Raw genomic sequence first — 18,727 nt, 5'->3', positions numbered from 1 at the left:
CTCCCCGACGCCCCGCCCGCGTCCGCGTCCGCAGGCACCCCGCGCGGCTCCGGCACCGATGAGCCGCCCCGGCCCCGCGCCGAGCGGCTCGTGTTCTTCGCGCGGGCCGCCGCCTACGACGACACCGCCACCCGGCCGCGCCCCGCAGGCCGCGTGGCCGCCGCCGTGGCCTGCGTCGTGCTCGGGCTCGGGCTCATCGGAGGCGCCGTCACCGGGAGTTGGCTGACCGGGGAGTCGTCCGCCACCGGCGGTACCCGCAGTGCGTACGCCGTCACCGGCCGGCTCTGGCACAGCGTCCCCGTCGACGGGCTCTTCCCCGCCACCCTCAAGGGCGAGGGCGCGGGCCCCGGCGGCGCCGACCGCTCCTGGACCCGCGTCGCCGTCGCCCCCGACAGCGGCTGCGCGGCCGCCTTCGACCCGCTGCTGGCCAAGGCCCTCGCCCCGGCCGGCTGCCTGCGCCTGCTCCGCGCCACCTACACCGACGCCACCCGCAGCCATGTCACCACCGTGGGCCTGCTGTTCACCAAGGCGGACGCCGACGCCATGCGCGCCCTGCGGAACCGTTTCACGGATGAGGGACTCGACCGGCGCCCCGACCTCATGCCGAGGCCGTACGCGGCCAATGGCACGGCCGCCGAACACTTCGGGGACGCCCAGCGCGCGTCCTGGACGGTCTCCGTGCTGCCGGACGCGCCCGTCGTCGCGTACGCCGTATCCGGATTCGCCGACGGCCGCGCCGTCACCGACCCCGAACCGGCCACCGAGGCGATGGGCAGCAACACCGCGTCGGCGCCCGCCCAGTCCGGCCTGGGCCACGAGGCGAAGGGCATCGCCGACCGCGTCGAGCGAGGCCTGCGCAAGACCATCGCGAAGGCGGAGAAGGCGTGATGAGGGACCGTCAGCCAGCAAGGCCCCGTCAGATGCTGGTGGCCGGCGCGGTCGCCGCCGCGCTGACCCTCGCCCTCGCCACCCCGGCCCACGCCGACGACGGCATCCGCGCCCAGCAGTGGGCCCTCGACGCCATGCGCACCGACCAGGTCTGGCAGACCACCAAGGGCAACGGCATCACCGTCGCCGTCCTGGACACCGGCATCGACGACCAGCACCCGGACCTTGCGGGCAGCGTCCTGGAGGGCAAGGACATGGTCGGCTTCGGCGCCCGCCGGGGCGACCGCCCCTGGGCCCGGCACGGCACCGCCATGGCCGGCATCATCGCGGGCCACGGCCACGGCGTGGGCCGCGCCGACGGCGTACTCGGCATCGCGCCCGAAGCAAAGATCCTGCCGATCCGCGTGATCCTCGAAGACGGCGACCCCGCCCGCAAGAAGGCCCGCAACACCCGCGGCAACGCGCTCGCCGAAGGCATCCGCTGGGCCGCCGACCACGGCGCCGACGTCATCAACCTCTCCCTCGGCGACGACTCCAAGTCCGCCCACCCCGAACCCGCCGAGGACGCCGCCGTCCAGTACGCCCTCAAGAAGGGCGTCGCCGTCGTCGCCTCCGCGGGCAACGGCGGCGAACGCGGCGACCACGTCTCCTACCCGGCCGCCTACCCCGGCGTGATCGCCGCGACGGCCGTCGACGAGAACGGCGACCGCGCCTCCTTCTCCACCCGCCGCTGGTACGCCACCGTCGCCGCGCCCGGCGACGACATCGTCATCGCCGACCCCGACCGCAAGTACTACGAGGGCTGGGGCACCAGCGCCGCCTCCGCCTTCGTCTCCGGCGCCGTCGCGCTGATCCGCGCCGCCCACCCGCGGCTCACGCCCGCGCAGATCAAGCAGCTCCTGGAGAACACCGCCCGCGACGCACCGCCCGGCGGCCGCGACGACTCCCGCGGCTTCGGCCTCATCGACCCGGCGGCCGCCCTCGCCCGCGCCGGCAAGCTCGAGCAGGACAAGCCGCGCGCGGCGGCGTACGGCCAGAAGTACTTCGGCCCGGGCCCCGACACGGCCGACGCCCACAGCGGCCCCGCCGCCTGGGTCGGACCCCTCGCGGGCGGCCTCGGCGTGGCCCTGCTCGCGGCCGGCATCTATCTGTGGCGCGGGCGGCGCGGCCCCCTGCCCGAGGCCGTGACCCAGCTCCTGGAAGGCAGGCGCGGCCCGCGAGGAAGGCAGCCCGGCGGCCCTCTGTAGGGTCGACACCGTGGCGAACATGGCGAACAAGAACATTCCCGACCCCGGCTTCTCCGACGACGACGGCACCGCCGACCCCCGGCTCGCCGCGGCGCTCACCGCCTGGTCGCAGGACCGCTCGGCCCACGGCCCCGTACTCGAAGCTCTGGCCAAGGCCCGGCTCCTCGTCCCCGTCGTCGCCGTGCTCGGCGAGGTCGAGGAGGACGAGAACGGCCTCCGCCGCGAGAAGACCAGCGACATGGCCGTCCCCACGCTGAAGGCGGGCGACCGCAAGGCGCTGCCCGCCTTCACCTCCATCGAGGCCCTTGCCCTGTGGGACCCGGCGGCCCGTCCCGTCGCCGTCCCCCTGCACCAGGCGCTCCAGGCCGCCGCCCACGAGCAGGCCGACACGATCGTCCTCGACCTCGCGGGCCCCGTCCCCTACGAGCTGGGCAGGGCCGCGCTGCTCGCCCTCGCCGAGGGCCGCGCGAGCGCCGACCCGCTCGCCGACCCCGCCGTCACCGGCGCCGTGCGCGCGGCCGTCGCCGCCGAGCCCGCCGTGCTCCGCGCCCACCTCGGCCCCGGCAGCTCCGACGGCACCCTCGCCCTGGTCCTCGACCCGGCCGCCGACCCCGCCCGGGCCGCCCAGCGCGTGGCCCGCCGCATCGCCGCCGACGAAACACTGAGGGCCCGCCTGGTGCGCGGCCTCGACCTGGCACTCCTGCCTGCCGAGGCGACGCCACCGGGCGAGCCCCTTTACGTACGTACGGCGTGACGTACGTACGTATCCACGCGGTGAAGGCTCAGCCGAAGACCGGGCCCGTGTACTTCTCGCCCGGGCCCTGACCCGGCTCGTCCGCCACGATCGACGCCTCGCGGAACGCCAGCTGCAGCGACTTCAGGCCGTCGCGCAGCGGCGCCGCGTGGAAGGAACTGATCTCCGTGGCGCTCGCGTCCATCAGGCCGGCCAGCGAGTGGATCAGCTTGCGGGCCTCGTCGAGGTCCTTGTGGCCCTCGCCACCCTCGGCGAGGCCGAGGTTGACCGCGGCGGCGCTCATCAGGTGGACCGCCACCGTGGTGATCACCTCGACCGCGGGCACGTCCGCGATGTCACGGGTCAAGGTGTCGAAGTCGGGGGAGTCACCCATGGGGGACTCGGGGGTGGGGGTCGCGTCGCTCATGTCCCACACGATAAGCCGAGCGCCACGGCCACCGGTCCCCGGGAGCCGGTGGGCCCGCCGGTTCGCCCTGCCCCGGGGGAGCTGCTAACCTTGTGTAACGACCGGCCGGAGACCCGCGTGCCAACGCAAGGATCCGGCCCACAAGTGGAGGCTCCGATCTCCCACCTGGCCGCTCCCCGGAGCGGCGGGTCACCGGTCAGGCGGCCGAAGTCCTATGGCTTCGGGTCGCCCGATGTGCGCCCCGCGATCACCGCGGAGGTGCTCCGGTAGTACGTGGAGCCCCTTCTGTGATCGGTCGGGGCATTTTTTATGACCTCGCTCGGTTGGTCCAGAAACAGACGTAACGCGGCTGTCCGCCAGACGGTCGCGTGGTGCTACCGAGGAGGATCCATCAGCGCCGAGCCCCGCATCAACGACCGGATTCGCGTTCCCGAGGTGCGACTTGTCGGACCCAGCGGCGAGCAGGTCGGAATTGTTCCGCTTGCCAAGGCCCTGGAACTTGCGCAGGAGTACGACCTCGACCTGGTCGAGGTGGCGGCTACCGCCCGTCCGCCCGTGTGCAAGCTCATGGACTACGGGAAGTTCAAGTACGAGTCGGCCATGAAGGCCCGTGAGGCGCGCAAGAACCAGGCGCACACGGTCATCAAGGAGATGAAGCTCCGGCCGAAGATCGACCCGCACGACTATGACACCAAGAAGGGTCACGTCGTCCGGTTCCTCAAGCAGGGCGACAAGGTCAAGATCACGATCATGTTCCGTGGTCGCGAGCAGTCCCGCCCCGAGCTGGGTTTCCGACTGCTGCAGCGCCTCGCTTCGGACGTCGAGGACCTCGGGTTCATCGAGTCGAACCCGAAGCAGGACGGCCGAAACATGATCATGGTTCTCGGTCCGCACAAGAAGAAGACCGAGGCGATGGCCGAGGCCCGTGAGGCCCAGGCGGCCCGCAAGGCGGACGCGAAGGCCAACCCTGGCCGCTCGCAGAACTCCGCCGAGGGGGACGAAGAGCCTTCCGAGGCTCCCGCCGAGGCCCCGGCCGAGGCTCCTGCCGAGGCCTGATCCTTTGGGCGCGAGCCCAGAGGGTGCCAACTGACACATATGGTGCTCCCGGATGCCCGGTTTCACGACCGGGCATCGGAGTGCCACTGACGAGGAGAGAACGGCGCTATGCCGAAGAACAAGACGCACAGCGGTGCCAGCAAGCGCTTCAAGATCACCGGCTCCGGCAAGGTGCTCCGTGAGCGCGCCGGCAAGCGCCACCTGCTCGAGCGCAAGTCGTCCACCCTGACGCGTCGCCTCACCGGCAACGCCGAGATGGCCCCGGGCGACGCCAAGAAGATCAAGAAGCTTCTCGGCAAGTGAGCCGGGGCGCGCCCCGCGCGCCCGAGCTCTGACCGGGACCCAATCGAAACCGGGTCGTGTGAGTCCAACCCACGGCCCCGCTGCAAGGAGTTAACAAGTGGCACGCGTCAAGCGGGCAGTCAACGCCCACAAGAAGCGTCGGGCGATCCTCGAAGCCGCCAGCGGCTACCGCGGCCAGCGCTCGCGCCTGTACCGCAAGGCCAAGGAGCAGGTCACCCACTCCCTGGTCTACAACTACAACGACCGCAAGAAGCGCAAGGGCGACTTCCGCCGGCTGTGGATCCAGCGCATCAATGCCGCTGCCCGCGCCAACGGCATCACCTACAACCGCTTCATCCAGGGTCTGAACGCCGCCAACATCGAGGTGGACCGCAAGATCCTCGCGGAGCTGGCCGTCAACGACCAGAACGCGTTCGCCGCGCTGGTCGAGGTCGCGCAGAAGGCGCTGCCGAGCGACGTGAACGCGCCCAAGGCCGCGTGACGCTTCGCTGAGCGTTGTTTCGGACCCGTAGGCCTGGTGGCCTGCGGGTCCGTTTCTGTTCGGGGGTCGTCCGCCCCCTGCTGGTTTCTGCCGTCCGCGGGTTTGTGTGTGGCTGGTCGCGCAGTTCCCCGCGCCCCTTCCAGGGGCGCTGTCCCTGAGGTGGGTTTTATGGTTGCCGCTGAATTGATCTCCCCCAAGTCGCCGCGCGTCAGTGCTGCCCGGCGGCTGGCCAAGCGGAATTTCCGGGGGAAGGAGCGGCTGTTCCTCGCCGAGGGGCCACAGGCCGTGCGGGAGGCCGCCGGGCACGCGGACACGCTCGTCGAGCTCTTCGCCACCGTCGACGCCGCCGAGCGCTACGCCGACATCGTGGGGGAGGCCCGGGCCGCCGGAGCCCGGGTGCACCTCGCCGACGAGGACGTCATCGCCGACATCTCGACGACCGTCACCCCGCAGGGGCTCGTCGGGGTCTGCCGGTTCCTGGACACGCCGTTCGAGGAGATCCTGGCCGCGCGGCCCAGGCTGGTCGCCGTCCTCGCCCATGTGCGCGACCCCGGCAACGCCGGGACCGTGCTGCGCTGCGCCGACGCCGCGGGCGCCGAGGCCGTCATCCTCACCGACGCCTCCGTCGACCTCTACAACCCCAAGTCGGTGCGCGCCTCGGTCGGCTCCCTCTTCCATCTGCCGGTCGCCGTCGGCGTACCCGTGGAGCGGGCGGTGCAGGGGCTCAAGGACGCGGGCGTCCGCATCCTCGCCGCCGACGGGGCGGGCCAGGACGACCTCGACACGGAACTCGACAAGGGCACCATGGGCACCCCCACCGCCTGGGTCTTCGGCAACGAGGCGTGGGGCCTGCCGGAGGAGACCCGCGCGCTCGCCGACGCCGTGGTGCGCGTTCCGATCCACGGCAGAGCCGAGAGCCTCAATCTCGCGACGGCCGCAGCCGTGTGCCTCTATGCCTCCGCTCGTGCACAGCGCGCCGCCGGAGGGTGCCGCTCCGTCACATCGAGCTAGTAGGGTGACGGGCCAGTCCGAGAGGTGGGGTACGGGGAATGAGCGTCGGCACCAGCAGAGCACCGGGAGCAGCGGACATCGCCCGTGCTCGCACGGACCGTGGCGGTCCCGGTGACCCGTGCGGCCTCGGACTCGACCCCGACGAACTGCCCGACGGGCTCGTCGTCGCGGACGAGACGGGCCGGATCATCTGCTTCAACGCGGCCGCCGCCCGCATCACCGCCGTCCGCGCCGACGACGCACTCGGCGCGCCCCTGGAGCGCGCCCTCCCGTTAGAGGACCTGGAAGGCCGCCGCTGGTGGCAGCTGACCGATCCCTACGGCGGCCTCGCCATCCGCGTCGGCCAGCCCGAGCGCAATCTGCTCCTGCCGGGCGGCCGCGAGGTCCTGGTCTCCGCCCGCTATCTGCGCACCGCCCGCACCGGGCCCGTACGCCGGGTCGTGGTCTGCCTCCGCGACACCGAGGCCCGCCGCCGCACCGAGCGCAGCCACGCCGAGCTGATCGCCACCGTCGCCCACGAGCTGCGCTCCCCCCTCACCTCCGTCAAGGGGTTCACGGCGACGCTGCTCGCCAAGTGGGAGCGGTTCACGGACGACCAGAAGAAGCTGATGCTGGAGACCGTCGACGCCGACGCCAACCGCGTCACCCGGCTCATCGCGGAGCTCCTGGACATCTCCCGCATCGACTCCGGACGGCTCGAACTGCGCCGCCAGCCCGTCGACATCGGCGCGGCCGTCGGCCGCCACATCCAGGCATACGTCGCCTCCGGCCAGGACGCCGCCCGCTTCCTCGTGCGGCTCCAGCAGCCGCTGCCCGACCTGTGGGCGGACCCCGACAAGATCGACCAGGTGCTGAGCAACCTGCTGGAAAACGCGGTGCGGCACGGCGAGGGAACGGTCACCATTGATGTGGCGCCCGCCGCGTCCCCACGGGAGCGGGGCGGCGCCGAGACCGCCGTGACCGTGAGCGACGAGGGTTCCGGCATTCCGGAGGAGTCGATGGGCCGCGTCTTCACCCGCTTCTGGCGGGGCAGCAAACGCGGCGGGACAGGACTGGGGCTGTACATCGTGAAGGGCATCGTGGAGGCGCACGGCGGGACCATCACGGTCGGCCGCGCGCCCGGCGGCGGTGCCGAGTTCCGATTTACGTTGCCCGTGGGGGCCCCGGCGTATCTCCAGTGAGTCCACCGACTCCGCACAGAACGCCCCGAGCAGCCCGCGGGCGCATTCGTTCACCGCACCCCCGTTAGACTCGGTCGTTGGCACTTTGCGTCCCCAACCCTGGGACACTCCGTCTCCGATTCGTCGACGGGGACCATCCGCCAGCCAACCGGAAGCACGGGAAGAGATGTCGGCACCGAACAAGTCGTACGACCCTGTCGAGGTCGAGGCACTGAAACCTGAAGAGATCGAGCGCATGCGGGACGAGGCGCTCGCCGCCTTCGCGGCCGCGGACTCCCTCGACGCGCTCCAGGAGGCCAAGGTCGCGCACACCGGCGGCACCTCGCCGCTGGCGCTGGCCAACCGCGAGATCGGCGCGCTGCCCCCGCAGGCCAAGGCCGAGGCCGGCAAGCGCGTCGGCATGGCGCGCGGCGCCGTCAGCAAGGCGCTGGCCGCCCGCCAGAGCGAGCTGGAGGCCGAGCGCGACGCCCGTGTCCTGGTCGAGGAGGCGGTGGACGTCACGCTGCCGTACGACCGCATGGCCGCCGGCGCCCGCCACCCGCTGACCACGATGATGGAGCGCGTCGCCGACGTCTTCGTCTCGATGGGCTACGAGGTCGCCGAGGGCCCCGAGGTCGAGGCGGAGTGGTTCAACTTCGACGCCCTGAACTTCACGCCCGACCACCCGGCCCGGCAGATGCAGGACACGTTCTTCGTCCAGGGCCCCGAAGGCGCTACCGGCGACGAGTCCGGTGTCGTACTGCGCACGCACACCTCCCCGGTGCAGGCGCGCGCGCTGCTCGAGCGCCGCGAGCCGCCCGTCTACATCGTCTGCCCCGGCCGTGTGTACCGCACGGACGAGCTGGACGCGACGCACACCCCGGTCTTCCACCAGATCGAGCTGCTCGCCGTCGACGAGGGCCTGACGATGGCCGACCTGAAGGGCACCCTCGACCACATGGTCCAGGCGCTCTTCGGCCCGGACATGAAGACGCGGCTGCGGCCGAACTACTTCCCGTTCACCGAGCCGTCCGCCGAGATGGACATGGTCTGCTATGTCTGCCGCGGCGAGTCCGTCGGCAACCCCGACCGCCCCTGCCGCACCTGCGGCAGCGAGGGCTGGATCGAGCTCGGCGGCTGCGGCATGGTCAACCCCAAGGTGCTGACCGCCTGCGGTGTCGACCCCCACAAGTACAGCGGATTCGCCTTCGGGTTCGGCATCGAGCGGATGCTGATGTTCCGCCACAACGTCGAAGACATGCGAGACATGGTCGAGGGTGACGTCCGGTTCACCCGGCCGTTCGGGATGGAGATCTGATGCGGGTCCCGCTTTCCTGGCTGCGGGAGTACGTCGATCTCCCCGCCACCGAGACCGGCCGTGACGTGCAGGCCAAGCTGATCGAGGTCGGCCTCGAGGTCGAGACCGTCGAACAGCTCGGCGGCGGCCTCAAGGGCCCGCTCGTCGTGGGCAAGGTCCTCACCATCGAGGAGCTGGAGGGCTTCAAGAAGCCCATCCGCTTCTGCACCGTCGACGTCGGCACCGCCAACGGCACCGGCGAACCGCAGGAGATCGTCTGCGGCGCCCGGAACTTCGCCGTCGGCGACAAGGTCGTCGTGGTCCTGCCCGGCGCCGTCCTGCCCGGCGACTTCGCGATCGCCGCGCGCAAGACGTACGGTAAGACCTCGCACGGCATGATCTGCTCCGGCGACGAGCTGGGCATGGGCGACGACGGCAGCGACGGCATCATCGTCCTGCCGCCCGAGCACGAGGTCGGCACCGACGCCATCGAGCTGCTCGAACTGGTCGACGAGGTCCTGGACATCGCCGTCACCCCCGACCGCGGCTACGCCCTGTCGATGCGCGGCGTCGCCCGCGAGACCGCCATCGCGTACGGCCTGCCGCTGCGCGACCCGGCGCTCCTCGACGTGCCCGCGCCGAACTCCTTCGGCTACCCCGTCAAGATCAGCGACCCGCTCGGCTGCGACCGCTTCACCGCCCGCACCGTCACCGGCCTCCAGCCCGAGGCCCGCTCGCCGATCTGGCTCAAGCGGCGCCTGCAGAAGGCCGGGATGCGCCCCATCTCGCTCACCGTCGACATCGCGAACTACGTGATGCTGGAGCTCGGCCAGCCCCTGCACACGTACGACCGCTCCCAGATCCAGGGGACGATCGGCGTGCGCCGGGCCGAGCAGGGCGAGAAGCTCACGACGCTCGACGGCGCCAAGCGCGTCCTCGACGCCGAGGACCTCGTCATCACCGACGACCGCGGGCCCATCGGCCTCGCGGGCGTCATGGGCGGCGCCAACACCGAGATCGCCGACCACGACGCCGAGAGCGGCACCACCGACGTCGTGATCGAGGCCGCGCACTTCGACGCGCTCTCCGTCGCCCGCACCGCGCGCCGCCACAAGCTGGGCTCCGAGGCCGCCAAGCGCTTCGAGCGCGGCGTCGACCCGCAGGCCGCGTCGGCCGCCGCCCAGCGCACCGTCGACCTGCTGGTGCTGCTCGCGGGCGGCACCGCCGAAGCCGGTGTCACGGAGATCATCGCCCCCTCCGCGCCGCGCACGATCACCATGCCCGCCGACCACCCCGACCGGGTCGCCGGTGTGGCCTACGGCCGCGAGACCGTCGTACGCCGCCTCCAGCAGGTCGGCTGCGACGTGTACGGCCAGGACGACCTGACGGTCACCGTGCCGTCGTGGCGCCCCGACCTCGCGGAGCCGAACGACCTCGCCGAAGAGGTCATCCGCCTCGAGGGGTACGAGAACCTTCCCTCGACCCTGCCGAAGCCCCCCGCGGGCCGGGGCCTGACCGAGCGGCAGCGCCTGCACCGCCGGGTCGGGCGCGCGCTGGCCGGCGCCGGGTACGTCGAGGCGCTGAGCTACCCCTTCATCGGGGAGAACGTCTTCGACCAGCTCGGCCTGGAGGCGGACGACCCGAACCGCCGCGTGGTCAAGCTCGTCAACCCGCTCTCCGACGAGGAGCCCGCCCTCCGTACGACGCTGCTGCCGGGGCTGCTCTCCGCGCTCCGCCGCAACGACGGGCGGGGCAGCCACGACCTGGCGCTCTTCGAGACGGGGCTCGTCTTCCACCCGCGTGACGAGCTGAAGGTCGCGGTGCGGCTGCCCGTCGACCGGCGCCCCACCGACGAGGAGATCGCCTCCCTCACCGAGGCGCTGCCCGTCCAGCCCCGGCACGCCGCCGTCGTCCTCGCGGGCGCCCGCGAGCAGGCCGGCTGGTGGGGCAAGGGCCGCCCGGCCGACTGGGCCGACGCCGTCGAGGCGGCGCGCACCCTGGCCCGCGAGGCCGGTGCCGAACTCATCGTCGACCAGGGGCAGTACGGCCCCTGGCACCCGGGCCGCTGTGCGGAGCTGAAGGTCGTCATCGACGGCGACATCGTCTCCGTCGGCCACGCCGGTGAGCTGCACCCGCGCGTCGTCAAGGCGCTCGGCCTGCCCGCCCGCGCCTGCGCGATGGAGGTCGACCTGGACCGCCTCGAGCAGGCCGGCGAAGGCGTGCCGGCGGCACCGCGGATCTCCGCGTTCCCGGTGGCGACCCAGGACGTCGCGCTCGTCGTCGACAAGGAGGTGCCGGCCGCCGTGGTCGAGTACTACCTGACCGGTGGCGCGGGTGACCTGCTTGAGTCCATCCGGCTGTTCGACGTCTTCGAGGGTGACCAGATCGGCGAGGGCAAGAAGTCCCTGGCGTACGCGCTGCGCTTCCGCGCCGCCGACCGCACGCTCACCGTCGACGAGGCATCGGCGGCCCGCGACGCGGCCGTCGCCCTGGCGGCCGAGCACACGGGCGCGGTGCTCCGCGGAGCGTAGTCACCGTCCGCAGGCGACGACAGGCGCACCTTGAGGCGCACAGAGGGGCTCATCCGGATCATCGGATGAGCCTCTCACTCGTTAGGGTGACAACTGGCTTCACCCTGGCCCTATCGGGTCACTCGGTCGACAGAATCGATCCGACCGTAGGGGTCGGCCTGCGCGCTGAACGGGGCCTTAGGGGGGCCGTCGGCATGATCCATACCAAGGCTGGGGCTCCCCGCCGGACAATGTTCGTGGCAAGGCTGCGGGGCAGCGGTCCCAGAGACCGCGACCGGCGGCGGCTCGCCCGTCTCAGAGCGGCCCGAGCGGTGCCCCGGCCGCTGCCCCGCCTGGAGCGCAAGCCCTTCCGCCGCGCGCTGACGCTGGGCCTGCCGACGGTGTGGGGCGCCGTCGCCATCACCTACAAACTGACCTGCCCGCTCGCCCAGCAGGACGGCATGGGCGCGCGGATCGTCAGCAGTGCGGTCTTCTTCGCCGTCGGGACCGGGCTCGTCGTGCACCTTCGCAGGGCCTTTCTGCGGGAGCTGCGGCAGATCCGCGAGGTCGCGGGCGCCGCGCAGAACGTCCTGCTGAGACCGCTGCCGCCCCGCACCGAAGGCCTCGCTGTCGCCGCCGGACGGCTCTCCGCCTCGCGCGGCGCCTCCGTCGGCGGCGATCTGTACGAGGTCGCCGCCACCGAGTACGGCGTCCGGGTCGTCATGGGTGACGTCCGGGGCCACGGCATCGGCGCCCTCGCCACCGTCGCCGCCGTCCTCGGCAGCTTCCGCGAGGCCGCCCACGACGAGCCCGAACTGCCGCTGGTCATGCGCCGGTTGGAGCGGGCGCTGGCGCGGCACCTGCGGGAGCGCTCCCGCGCCGAGCACCCCGCGAACGGCGGCGCGGCCCCGGAGGCCCCGCTGGCCGAGGAGTTCGTCACCGTACTGCTCCTGGAGATCGGCCAGGACGGCCGGCTCTCCGCGCTCAACTGCGGTCACCCCTGGCCCTTTCTGCTCAGCGGCCAGGCCCGCCCGCTGACCGACGCCGATCCGCTGCCGCCGCTCGGCCCCTTTCCGCTCCCCGCCGAGCTGCCCGTGCTGCACTGCGGACGGCTGCTGCCCGGCGAGTCGCTCGTCCTGCACACGGACGGCATGGAGGACGCGCGCGACGCGGCGGGGGAGTTCTTCCCGCTCCAGGCCACGCTCACCGAGGCCGCCCGCGTCCAGCCGGTGTCACCGCAGAACCTCATCCGCGTGGTCTACGCCGAACTCCTGCGCCACACGGGGCGGTTGCCGACCGATGACGCGGCGCTGCTCGTCCTGCGCAACGACCGCAAGAGGGTCCCCGCCCAGCACCCGGACCCGGAGACCCCGGAGCCAGAACCGGAGCCCGAGCGGCACGCCCGCACGATGAGCTGACGCCCCGTGAGGGCGGGGCGGACCGGCACGCGCCGCCCGCCCCGCCATGGAGTTGTCGGGCAGACGGCGGGACGGGCGGCACCGGTGAGGGCCGCCGCACTGAATGAGGGGGGAGCCGGCGGCCCGCCGGCCTCCTCGACTGGCGAGGCACCCCAGTCAAGCGAGCCCACACGGTACGCGGCAGAGCGCACACCCCCCGGATTCGCGCACTCCGTTCACACCCCGTGTGAAGGCACCTCCACTACGCTGAACAGCACCGAGCCACCGGAGGGCATTCATGCAGCCCAACACCTTGCTCGACGCGATCCTCGACGAAGCCGGCATCTCGCACGCGGGACTTGCCGCACATGTGAACCAGGCCGGGAAGTCCAGAGGCCTCGCGCTGCGCTACGAACACACCGCCGTCTCCCGCTGGTTGAAGGGCCAGCGCCCGCGCGGCCAGGTCCCGGATCTGATCTGCGAGGTGCTCGCCGCCCGGCTCCAGAGGCCCGTCACCCTCGACGACATCGGCCTCGGGCTGCCCGGCGTCCCCGCCGCCCACGTCGGCTCGGCCTCCTCCACGCTCTCCGGTTTCGTGGAGCGGGCCACCGCCCTGTGGCGCTCGGACGAACAGCAGCGCCCCCATCTGCTGGGCGCGCCCGCGGTCACCGGCACGCCCGCGGTGATGCCGGTCTGGGAGTGGGAGAACCCACCCGAGGACGTGGACGTGTCACGCGGCGGCCGCCACCCCGTCAGCACCGCCGACCTGGAGATGATGCGCGCCGCCCGCGCGCACTACGAGCAGATGTACCGCAAGACCGGTGGCATCGCGACCCGCACCCGCATCGTCGGCTTCCTCAACGCGGAGGCCGCGCCGCTGCTGCGGGGCAGCTACACCGACGAGCTGGGCCGCCAACTCCACCGCTGCACCGGCGGCTTGGTGGCCATAGCCGGGATCTGCGCCTACGACTCCGACGCGCACGGCCTCGCCCAGCGCTACTTCCACCAGGCGCTGCGCCTCGCGAAGGCCAGTGGCGACAGGGGACTTGGGGCGTACGTCATCGCGCTCCTCGTCAACCAGGCGCTGTTCATGCGCGAGTACCGCCAGGCCGTCGCGTTCGCCGAGGCGGCGCTGCGGGCCGCGGGCCGCGACCTCACCCCCGCGCTCGCGTCCGATCTGTACGCCATGCAGGCCAAGGCGTACGCACACCTGGGCGACGGCAGGAGCGCGCTCTCCTGCATCCGGCGTGCGGAGGCCGCGGCCGAGCGGATCCTGCGGGGCCGTGAGCCGGACGAGACGGGTTATGTCCAGCCCGGCCTCGTCAACGTACAAGTGGCGGAGGCCCTGCTCAGCCTCGGCGATCTGGCCGGGGCCCGCGAACACGCCGCGGCGGCCGTGGACACTCCGGCGCACGACCGGGGCCGGGTCCACCGGCTCGCCATGCTCAGCCAGATCGACCTGCGCCAGGGCAACACCGACGAGGCGGTGGCCACCGCCGTGGAGATGGCGGAGCAGGCACGGGGGATGGAGTCACAGCGACTGCGCGACCGGCTGCGCGCGGTGCGCGAGCACCTGGTCCGCAGCGACTGCGCGGGCACGGCCGAGGCGGCCGAACTCATCGACGGGGCGCTGCGCGTGCCGCTGTGACCCCCTGACGCCCACTGCTCCGCGGTTCGCCCTGCTGCGATATTGCCATCTACTCGGCGGAAGGTGGCAGAACCGTGCAGTGGACGAAACAGAGTGAACAAACTGTGTATGGAAATCGGTGGTTCACCGTCAATCTCGCAGACGTCGAACTACCCGACGGCCGGCATCTGGACCACTTCCTCATACGGATGCGGCCCGTGGCCGTGGCCACCGTCGTCAACGACGCCAACGAAGTGCTGCTGCTGTGGCGGCACCGCTTCATCACCGACAGCTGGGGATGGGAGCTGGCGGCGGGTGTCGTCGAGGACGGCGAGGACATCGCGTACGCGGCGGCACGCGAGATGGAGGAGGAGACCGGCTGGCGGCCGGGCCCGCTGCGGCACCTGATGAGCGTCGAGCCCTCGAACGGGCTCACCGACGCCCGGCACCACATCTACTGGTCCGACGAAGGGACATACGTCGGCCATCCCGAGGACGACTTCGAGTCGGACCGCCGTGAGTGGGTCCCTCTCAAGCTCGTCCCCGACATGGTGGCCCGCGGGGAGGTCCCGGCCGCCAACATGGCCGCGGCGCTTCTCCTCCTGCACCATCTGCGCCTCGGCCAGGACGCGCACCAGCTCTAACGGCCGAGGGCCTGCCACAGCGCGACGGCGAACGCCGCGACCGCCGCGAGAGCGACGATCGTGGGCAGCGGCCAGCGCGTGTGTTCCAGGGCGGTGACCCGGGTCTGCAGGGCCTCCACGTTCTTGGCGGTCTGCTGGTCGTGCTGCGTCAGCAACGCCAGCCGTCCGTCGACGCGGGCCAGGCCCACGTCCAGGCTACGGCGTAGCTCCGCGAGTTCTTCCGGGACCACGGCACTCTCGCCATCGGTGGTCACGAGTCCACTCCTCTCTGTAGTGGCGCGTCCCCCCTTCTTCCGCACGGGCAGTCAACTCGCCTGGTGGGCAGGGCGGGAGAGTGTGCGATGGGCATATGCGAGCCTCCCGCGCACACGGTGTGCGAACGCCGCGGGCCCGGCACTCGAAGGAGTGCCGGGCCCGTCGTGCGGAGCGTTTCGTACGGGCGAAATCCCGTCAGGAGTCCGTCAGGAGTACGGGTAGAAGCCCGAGCCGGTCTTCCGGCCGAGGCGGCCCGCGTCGACCATCCGCTGGAGCAGCGGGGGAGCGGCGTACAGCGGCTCCTTGTACTCCGCGTACATGGAGTCGGCGACCGAGGCGACCGTGTCGAGGCCGATGAGGTCGGCGAGCTTGAGCGGGCCCATCGGGTGGGCGCAGCCCATCTCCATGCCGTTGTCGATGTCCTCGCGGCTCGCGATGCCCGACTCGAACATCCGGATGGCGGAGAGCAGATACGGGATGAGCAGCGCGTTGACCACGAAGCCCGAGCGGTCCTGGGCGCGGATCGCGTGCTTGCCGAGGACCTTCTCGACCATGACCTGCGCCCGGCTGATGGTGCCCTCGGACGTGGTCAGCGCCGGGATCAGCTCGACGAGCTGCTGCACCGGCGCCGGGTTGAAGAAGTGGATGCCGATGACCTGGTCGGGGCGCGAGGTCGCGACGGCCAGCTTCACCAGCGGGATGGAGGAGGTGTTGGAGGCGAGGATCGCGTCCTGCCGGGTCACCACCTGGTCGAGCACCTGGAAGATCTCGGTCTTGACCTGCTCATTCTCCACCACGGCCTCGATGACCAGGTCACGGTCGGCGAACTCGCCGAGGTCGGTGGTGAAGCTCAGGCGGGCCAGGGTCGCGTCGCGCTCCTCCTCGGAGATCTTGCCGCGCTCGGCGGCCTTGGAGAGCGAGTTGTACAGCCGCGTGCGGCCGATCTCCAGGGCCTCGCCGGTGGTCTCCGCGACCTTCACATCCAGTCCGGAGCGGGCGCAGACCTCTGCGATTCCGGCGCCCATCTGGCCACAGCCCACCACTCCGACGCGTGCGATATCGGTCATGGAGTCGGTCACCTCGTGCCTTTCGCTGATCAACAGGGCGGGCAGGGTCCCCCGTATGGATGCGGTCCCTGCCTCGGCCGTGAACGTTACTCCGCAACCAGGGGTCCATGGCGTGCCGGGTCGGGCATGCTGGCGGCAACCCGGCGAAGGGCGCCGGACACAGCGAGCTGAGGGGCGTACAGATGAGGCGTATGTCACGTCGGAGTTTCTCGGTGGTGGCCGCGGCGACGCTCGCGGGCCTGGCGTCGGCGGGGGACGCGGGGGCGGCACCCGACCGGCGCCGGAAGAAGGAGCGCGAGCTGCGGGGCATGTGGCTGGCGACCGTCGTCAACCGCGACTGGCCCTCCAAGCCGGGGCTGACCGCGCAGCAGCAGCGGAGCGAGCTGATGGCCTTCCTGGACTCCGCGGTGAACCGCAGACTGAACGCGGTCGTCTTCCAGGTGCGGCCGACGGCGGACGCGCTGTGGCCCTCGCGGTACGAGCCGTGGTCGGAGTACCTGACCGGCGTGCAGGGCAAGGACCCGGGCTGGGACCCGCTGGGCACCGCGGTGAAGGAGGCGCACCGCAGGGGCCTGGAGCTGCACGCGTGGTTCAACCCCTTCCGCATCGCCAACCACACCGACCCCTCGCGCCTGATCGCCACGCACCCCGCGCGTGTGCACCCCGAGTGGGTCGTGCCGTACGGCGGGAAGCTCTACTACAACCCGGGCCTGCCCGAGGTGCGGCGCTTCGTGCAGGACGCGATGCTCGACGCGGTCCGCCGCTACCCGCTCGACGCGGTGCACTGGGACGACTACTTCTACCCGTATCCCGTCGCGGGCCAGACCTTCGACGACGACGAGGCCTTCGCCCGCCACGGCGGCGGCTTCCCGGACCGCGCCTCCTGGCGGCGCGACAACATCGACCGGCTGGTGCGGGAGATGTCCGGCCGGATCAAGAAGACCCGGGGGCGCACCCAGTTCGGCATCAGCCCGTTCGCGGTCTGGCGCAATATCGCTACCGACCCGACAGGATCGGACACCCGGGCCGGCGTACAGACGTACGACGATCTGTACGCGGACACGCGCGGCTGGGTGAAGAAGGGCTGGCTCGACTACATCGTGCCGCAGGTGTACTGGAACATCGGCTTCCCCGCCGCGGACTACGCCAAGCTGGTCCCGTGGTGGAACGACGTCGTGCGCGGCACGGGCGTACGCCTGTACATCGGTGAGGCGCTGTACAAGGCGGGCGACCCGGCGCAGCCCGCCGCCTGGCAGGACCCCGCGGAGCTCTCCCGCCACCTCACCTACGCCGAGGGCTACCGCGAGGTGCGCGGGCACATCTACTTCTCGGCGAAGGAGGTCGGCGTCGACAAGAACGGCGCGATGGCGCGGGTGGTCGCCGACCACTACCAGGAGCCGGCGAAGCCGCCGCGCTGACGCCCCCGCGGAGCTAGCTCGCCGGGTCCTCGTGCCGTACGACGGTGTCGGGGCCCGGCGACATCAGCGTCTCGTGGCCGTCCTCGAACCGGACGCGGTACGGCGGGCCGCCGTCGGCGCCGAGCACCTCGACCACCTCCGCCGTCCGGTCGTGCTGCCCGACGATCCTGCCGTGCACGACCAGCTTGTCACCTACGGTTGCGCGCATGTGGAGTGCTCCCTCGTCCCGCTCTGCGGTCGCGATCCGTGGGCTCCATTCTATGCCGGGGGGCGGGAGTTGGCGCCTGGTCGGACGCCGGACGGGGCAGCCTCGGGTCAGCCGCGGGCCCGTTGGGTGACCGCGATGCAGACGAGCACGGCGGCCGCCGTGAGGGGCGCCGCGACGGGCAGGTGCTCGCCGAGCAGGAAGACCGACCAGACCAGCGTCAGGAGCGGCTGGGCGAGCTGGAGCTGGCTGGCCTTGGGGACGCCGATGGCCGCCATGCCCCGGTACCAGACGACCAGGCCGAGGAATTGCGAGCCGATCGCGGAGTAGAGCAGGCCCGCCGTGCTGTGGCCGGTGAGCTGGAAGGACTCGTGCTGGAGGGCGATGACCGCGCCGACCGCGTTGAGCGGCAGGCAGAGGATCAGACCCCAGCCGATGACCTGCCAGCCGGGCATCTCGCGGGCCAGCCGGCCGCCCTCGGTGTACCCGGCCGCGCAGATCAGGAGCGCGCCGAAGAGGTAGAGGTCGGCGGCGGACAGGGCGCCCCCGCTCTGCTGCACGGTGAACGCGATGACCGCTGCGGCACCGGTGAGCGCCGCCGCCCAGAACATGCGCGAGGGCCGCGCGCCCGTGCGCAGCGCCGAGAGGACGGCGGTCGTCAGCGGGAGCAGGCCGACGACCACGGCGGCGTGCGCGGTGGTGGAGGTCCGCAGGGCCAGCGTGGTGAGGAGCGGGAAGCCGACGACGACACCGGCGCCGACCACCGCGAGCCCCGCCCAGTGGCGGCGGTGCGGGACCGGGACGCGCAGGGCGAGCAGGCAGCCGCCCGCGATGAGGGCGCTGAGCGCGCCGCGCAGGGTCACCAGGCTCCAGGGGCCGATGCCGTCCAGGCCCCAGGCGGTGGCGGGGAAGGTGAGCGAGAAGGCGGTGACGCCGAGGGCGGCCAGCAGGGTGCCGGTGCGGCGGGAGCCGTGCGGGGCGGACGCGGGGGCGGTGGGCGC

Annotated in this window: 18 protein-coding genes and 1 pseudogene; 14 read left to right on the top strand and 5 right to left on the bottom strand. The window is 72.2% G+C overall.

The window, feature by feature from the left end:
- From GKQ77_RS11730 to GKQ77_RS11720, 3 genes and pseudogenes are all read left to right on the top strand, one after another.
- A pseudogene (locus GKQ77_RS11730) lies at positions 1-888 on the top strand (hypothetical protein); the annotation flags it as partial.
- On the top strand, positions 888-2,135 hold the full coding sequence (gene mycP / locus GKQ77_RS11725) for a type VII secretion-associated serine protease mycosin (protein ID WP_219688652.1): 1,248 nt from the start codon (positions 888-890) through the stop codon (positions 2,133-2,135). The pseudogene GKQ77_RS11730 and the gene mycP, both read left to right, overlap by 1 nt.
- 19 nt (positions 2,136-2,154) lie before the next feature.
- Positions 2,155-2,889: an SseB family protein gene (locus GKQ77_RS11720; RefSeq protein WP_219688651.1), complete on the top strand. Its 735-nt coding sequence runs from the start codon at positions 2,155-2,157 to the stop codon at positions 2,887-2,889.
- 28 nt (positions 2,890-2,917) lie between these two features.
- Here the strand turns inward: GKQ77_RS11720 and GKQ77_RS11715 are convergent, their stop codons facing one another.
- The gene (locus GKQ77_RS11715; protein WP_125511660.1) at positions 2,918-3,295 is read right to left on the bottom strand and encodes a DUF1844 domain-containing protein; all 378 of its coding nucleotides are present in this window, start codon (positions 3,293-3,295) and stop codon (positions 2,918-2,920) included.
- A gap of 309 nt (positions 3,296-3,604) precedes the next feature.
- Between GKQ77_RS11715 and infC the strand changes: the two genes are divergently transcribed.
- From infC to GKQ77_RS11665, 10 genes are all read left to right on the top strand, one after another.
- Complete coding sequence (gene infC, locus GKQ77_RS11710; RefSeq protein WP_125511659.1) at positions 3,605-4,351, top strand: translation initiation factor IF-3; 747 nt, start codon at positions 3,605-3,607, stop codon at positions 4,349-4,351.
- 108 nt (positions 4,352-4,459) lie between these two features.
- Entirely contained in the window at positions 4,460-4,654 is a 195-nt protein-coding gene (rpmI, locus tag GKQ77_RS11705; RefSeq protein WP_125511658.1) for a 50S ribosomal protein L35, read from the top strand.
- A gap of 97 nt (positions 4,655-4,751) precedes the next feature.
- Positions 4,752-5,135, top strand: coding sequence for a 50S ribosomal protein L20 (rplT, locus tag GKQ77_RS11700; protein ID WP_125511657.1), 384 nt, complete (start codon positions 4,752-4,754; stop codon positions 5,133-5,135).
- Between the two features lie 168 nt (positions 5,136-5,303).
- On the top strand, positions 5,304-6,146 hold the full coding sequence (locus tag GKQ77_RS11695) for a TrmH family RNA methyltransferase (RefSeq protein ID WP_219688650.1): 843 nt from the start codon (positions 5,304-5,306) through the stop codon (positions 6,144-6,146).
- 38 nt (positions 6,147-6,184) lie between these two features.
- Complete coding sequence (locus tag GKQ77_RS11690; protein WP_219688649.1) at positions 6,185-7,327, top strand: sensor histidine kinase; 1,143 nt, start codon at positions 6,185-6,187, stop codon at positions 7,325-7,327.
- A 166-nt stretch (positions 7,328-7,493) separates the two neighbouring features.
- The gene (gene pheS / locus GKQ77_RS11685; RefSeq protein ID WP_219688648.1) at positions 7,494-8,624 is read left to right on the top strand and encodes a phenylalanine--tRNA ligase subunit alpha; all 1,131 of its coding nucleotides are present in this window, start codon (positions 7,494-7,496) and stop codon (positions 8,622-8,624) included.
- Entirely contained in the window at positions 8,624-11,134 is a 2,511-nt protein-coding gene (gene pheT, locus GKQ77_RS11680; RefSeq protein ID WP_219688647.1) for a phenylalanine--tRNA ligase subunit beta, read from the top strand. Before pheS ends, pheT begins: the two co-directional genes overlap by 1 nt.
- Positions 11,135-11,574: 440 nt before the next feature.
- A complete protein-coding gene (locus tag GKQ77_RS11675; RefSeq protein ID WP_258021196.1) occupies positions 11,575-12,531 on the top strand; it encodes a PP2C family protein-serine/threonine phosphatase in 957 nt (318 codons plus the stop codon).
- Between the two features lie 277 nt (positions 12,532-12,808).
- On the top strand, positions 12,809-14,158 hold the full coding sequence (locus GKQ77_RS11670) for an NsdA family TPR-like regulatory protein (RefSeq protein WP_219688645.1): 1,350 nt from the start codon (positions 12,809-12,811) through the stop codon (positions 14,156-14,158).
- A gap of 74 nt (positions 14,159-14,232) precedes the next feature.
- Positions 14,233-14,781 carry an NUDIX hydrolase gene (locus GKQ77_RS11665; RefSeq protein WP_219688644.1) on the top strand — a complete coding sequence of 183 codons (549 nt, stop codon included), beginning with the start codon at positions 14,233-14,235 and terminating at the stop codon, positions 14,779-14,781.
- Here GKQ77_RS11665 and GKQ77_RS11660 read toward each other — a convergent pair.
- Together GKQ77_RS11660 and GKQ77_RS11655 are read right to left on the bottom strand one after the other, a co-directional pair.
- Positions 14,778-15,035, bottom strand: a complete 258-nt coding sequence (locus tag GKQ77_RS11660) for a hypothetical protein (protein ID WP_219688643.1) — start codon at positions 15,033-15,035, stop codon at positions 14,778-14,780. The two genes, GKQ77_RS11665 and GKQ77_RS11660, sit on opposite strands and share 4 nt — an antisense overlap.
- 207 nt (positions 15,036-15,242) lie before the next feature.
- A complete protein-coding gene (locus tag GKQ77_RS11655; protein WP_125511648.1) occupies positions 15,243-16,103 on the bottom strand; it encodes a 3-hydroxybutyryl-CoA dehydrogenase in 861 nt (286 codons plus the stop codon).
- 182 nt (positions 16,104-16,285) lie between these two features.
- On the opposite strand from GKQ77_RS11655, the gene GKQ77_RS11650 reads away from it, so the two are divergent.
- A complete protein-coding gene (locus tag GKQ77_RS11650; protein ID WP_219688642.1) occupies positions 16,286-17,521 on the top strand; it encodes a glycoside hydrolase family 10-like protein in 1,236 nt (411 codons plus the stop codon).
- 13 nt (positions 17,522-17,534) lie between these two features.
- Here the strand turns inward: GKQ77_RS11650 and GKQ77_RS11645 are convergent, their stop codons facing one another.
- Both GKQ77_RS11645 and GKQ77_RS11640 read right to left on the bottom strand, forming a co-directional pair.
- Positions 17,535-17,729, bottom strand: coding sequence for a DUF1918 domain-containing protein (locus tag GKQ77_RS11645; protein WP_219688641.1), 195 nt, complete (start codon positions 17,727-17,729; stop codon positions 17,535-17,537).
- Between the two features lie 107 nt (positions 17,730-17,836).
- Entirely contained in the window at positions 17,837-18,676 is an 840-nt protein-coding gene (locus GKQ77_RS11640; RefSeq protein ID WP_219688653.1) for a DMT family transporter, read from the bottom strand.
- Between the last annotated feature and the right edge of the window lie 51 nt (positions 18,677-18,727).

The sequence above is a fragment of the Streptomyces anatolicus genome (assembly GCF_019400875.1).
GTDB lineage: Bacteria > Actinomycetota > Actinomycetes > Streptomycetales > Streptomycetaceae > Streptomyces > Streptomyces anatolicus.
The sequence above is the reverse complement of the archived record's forward strand: the minus strand, read 5'-3'. Positions and strand labels throughout refer to the sequence as shown.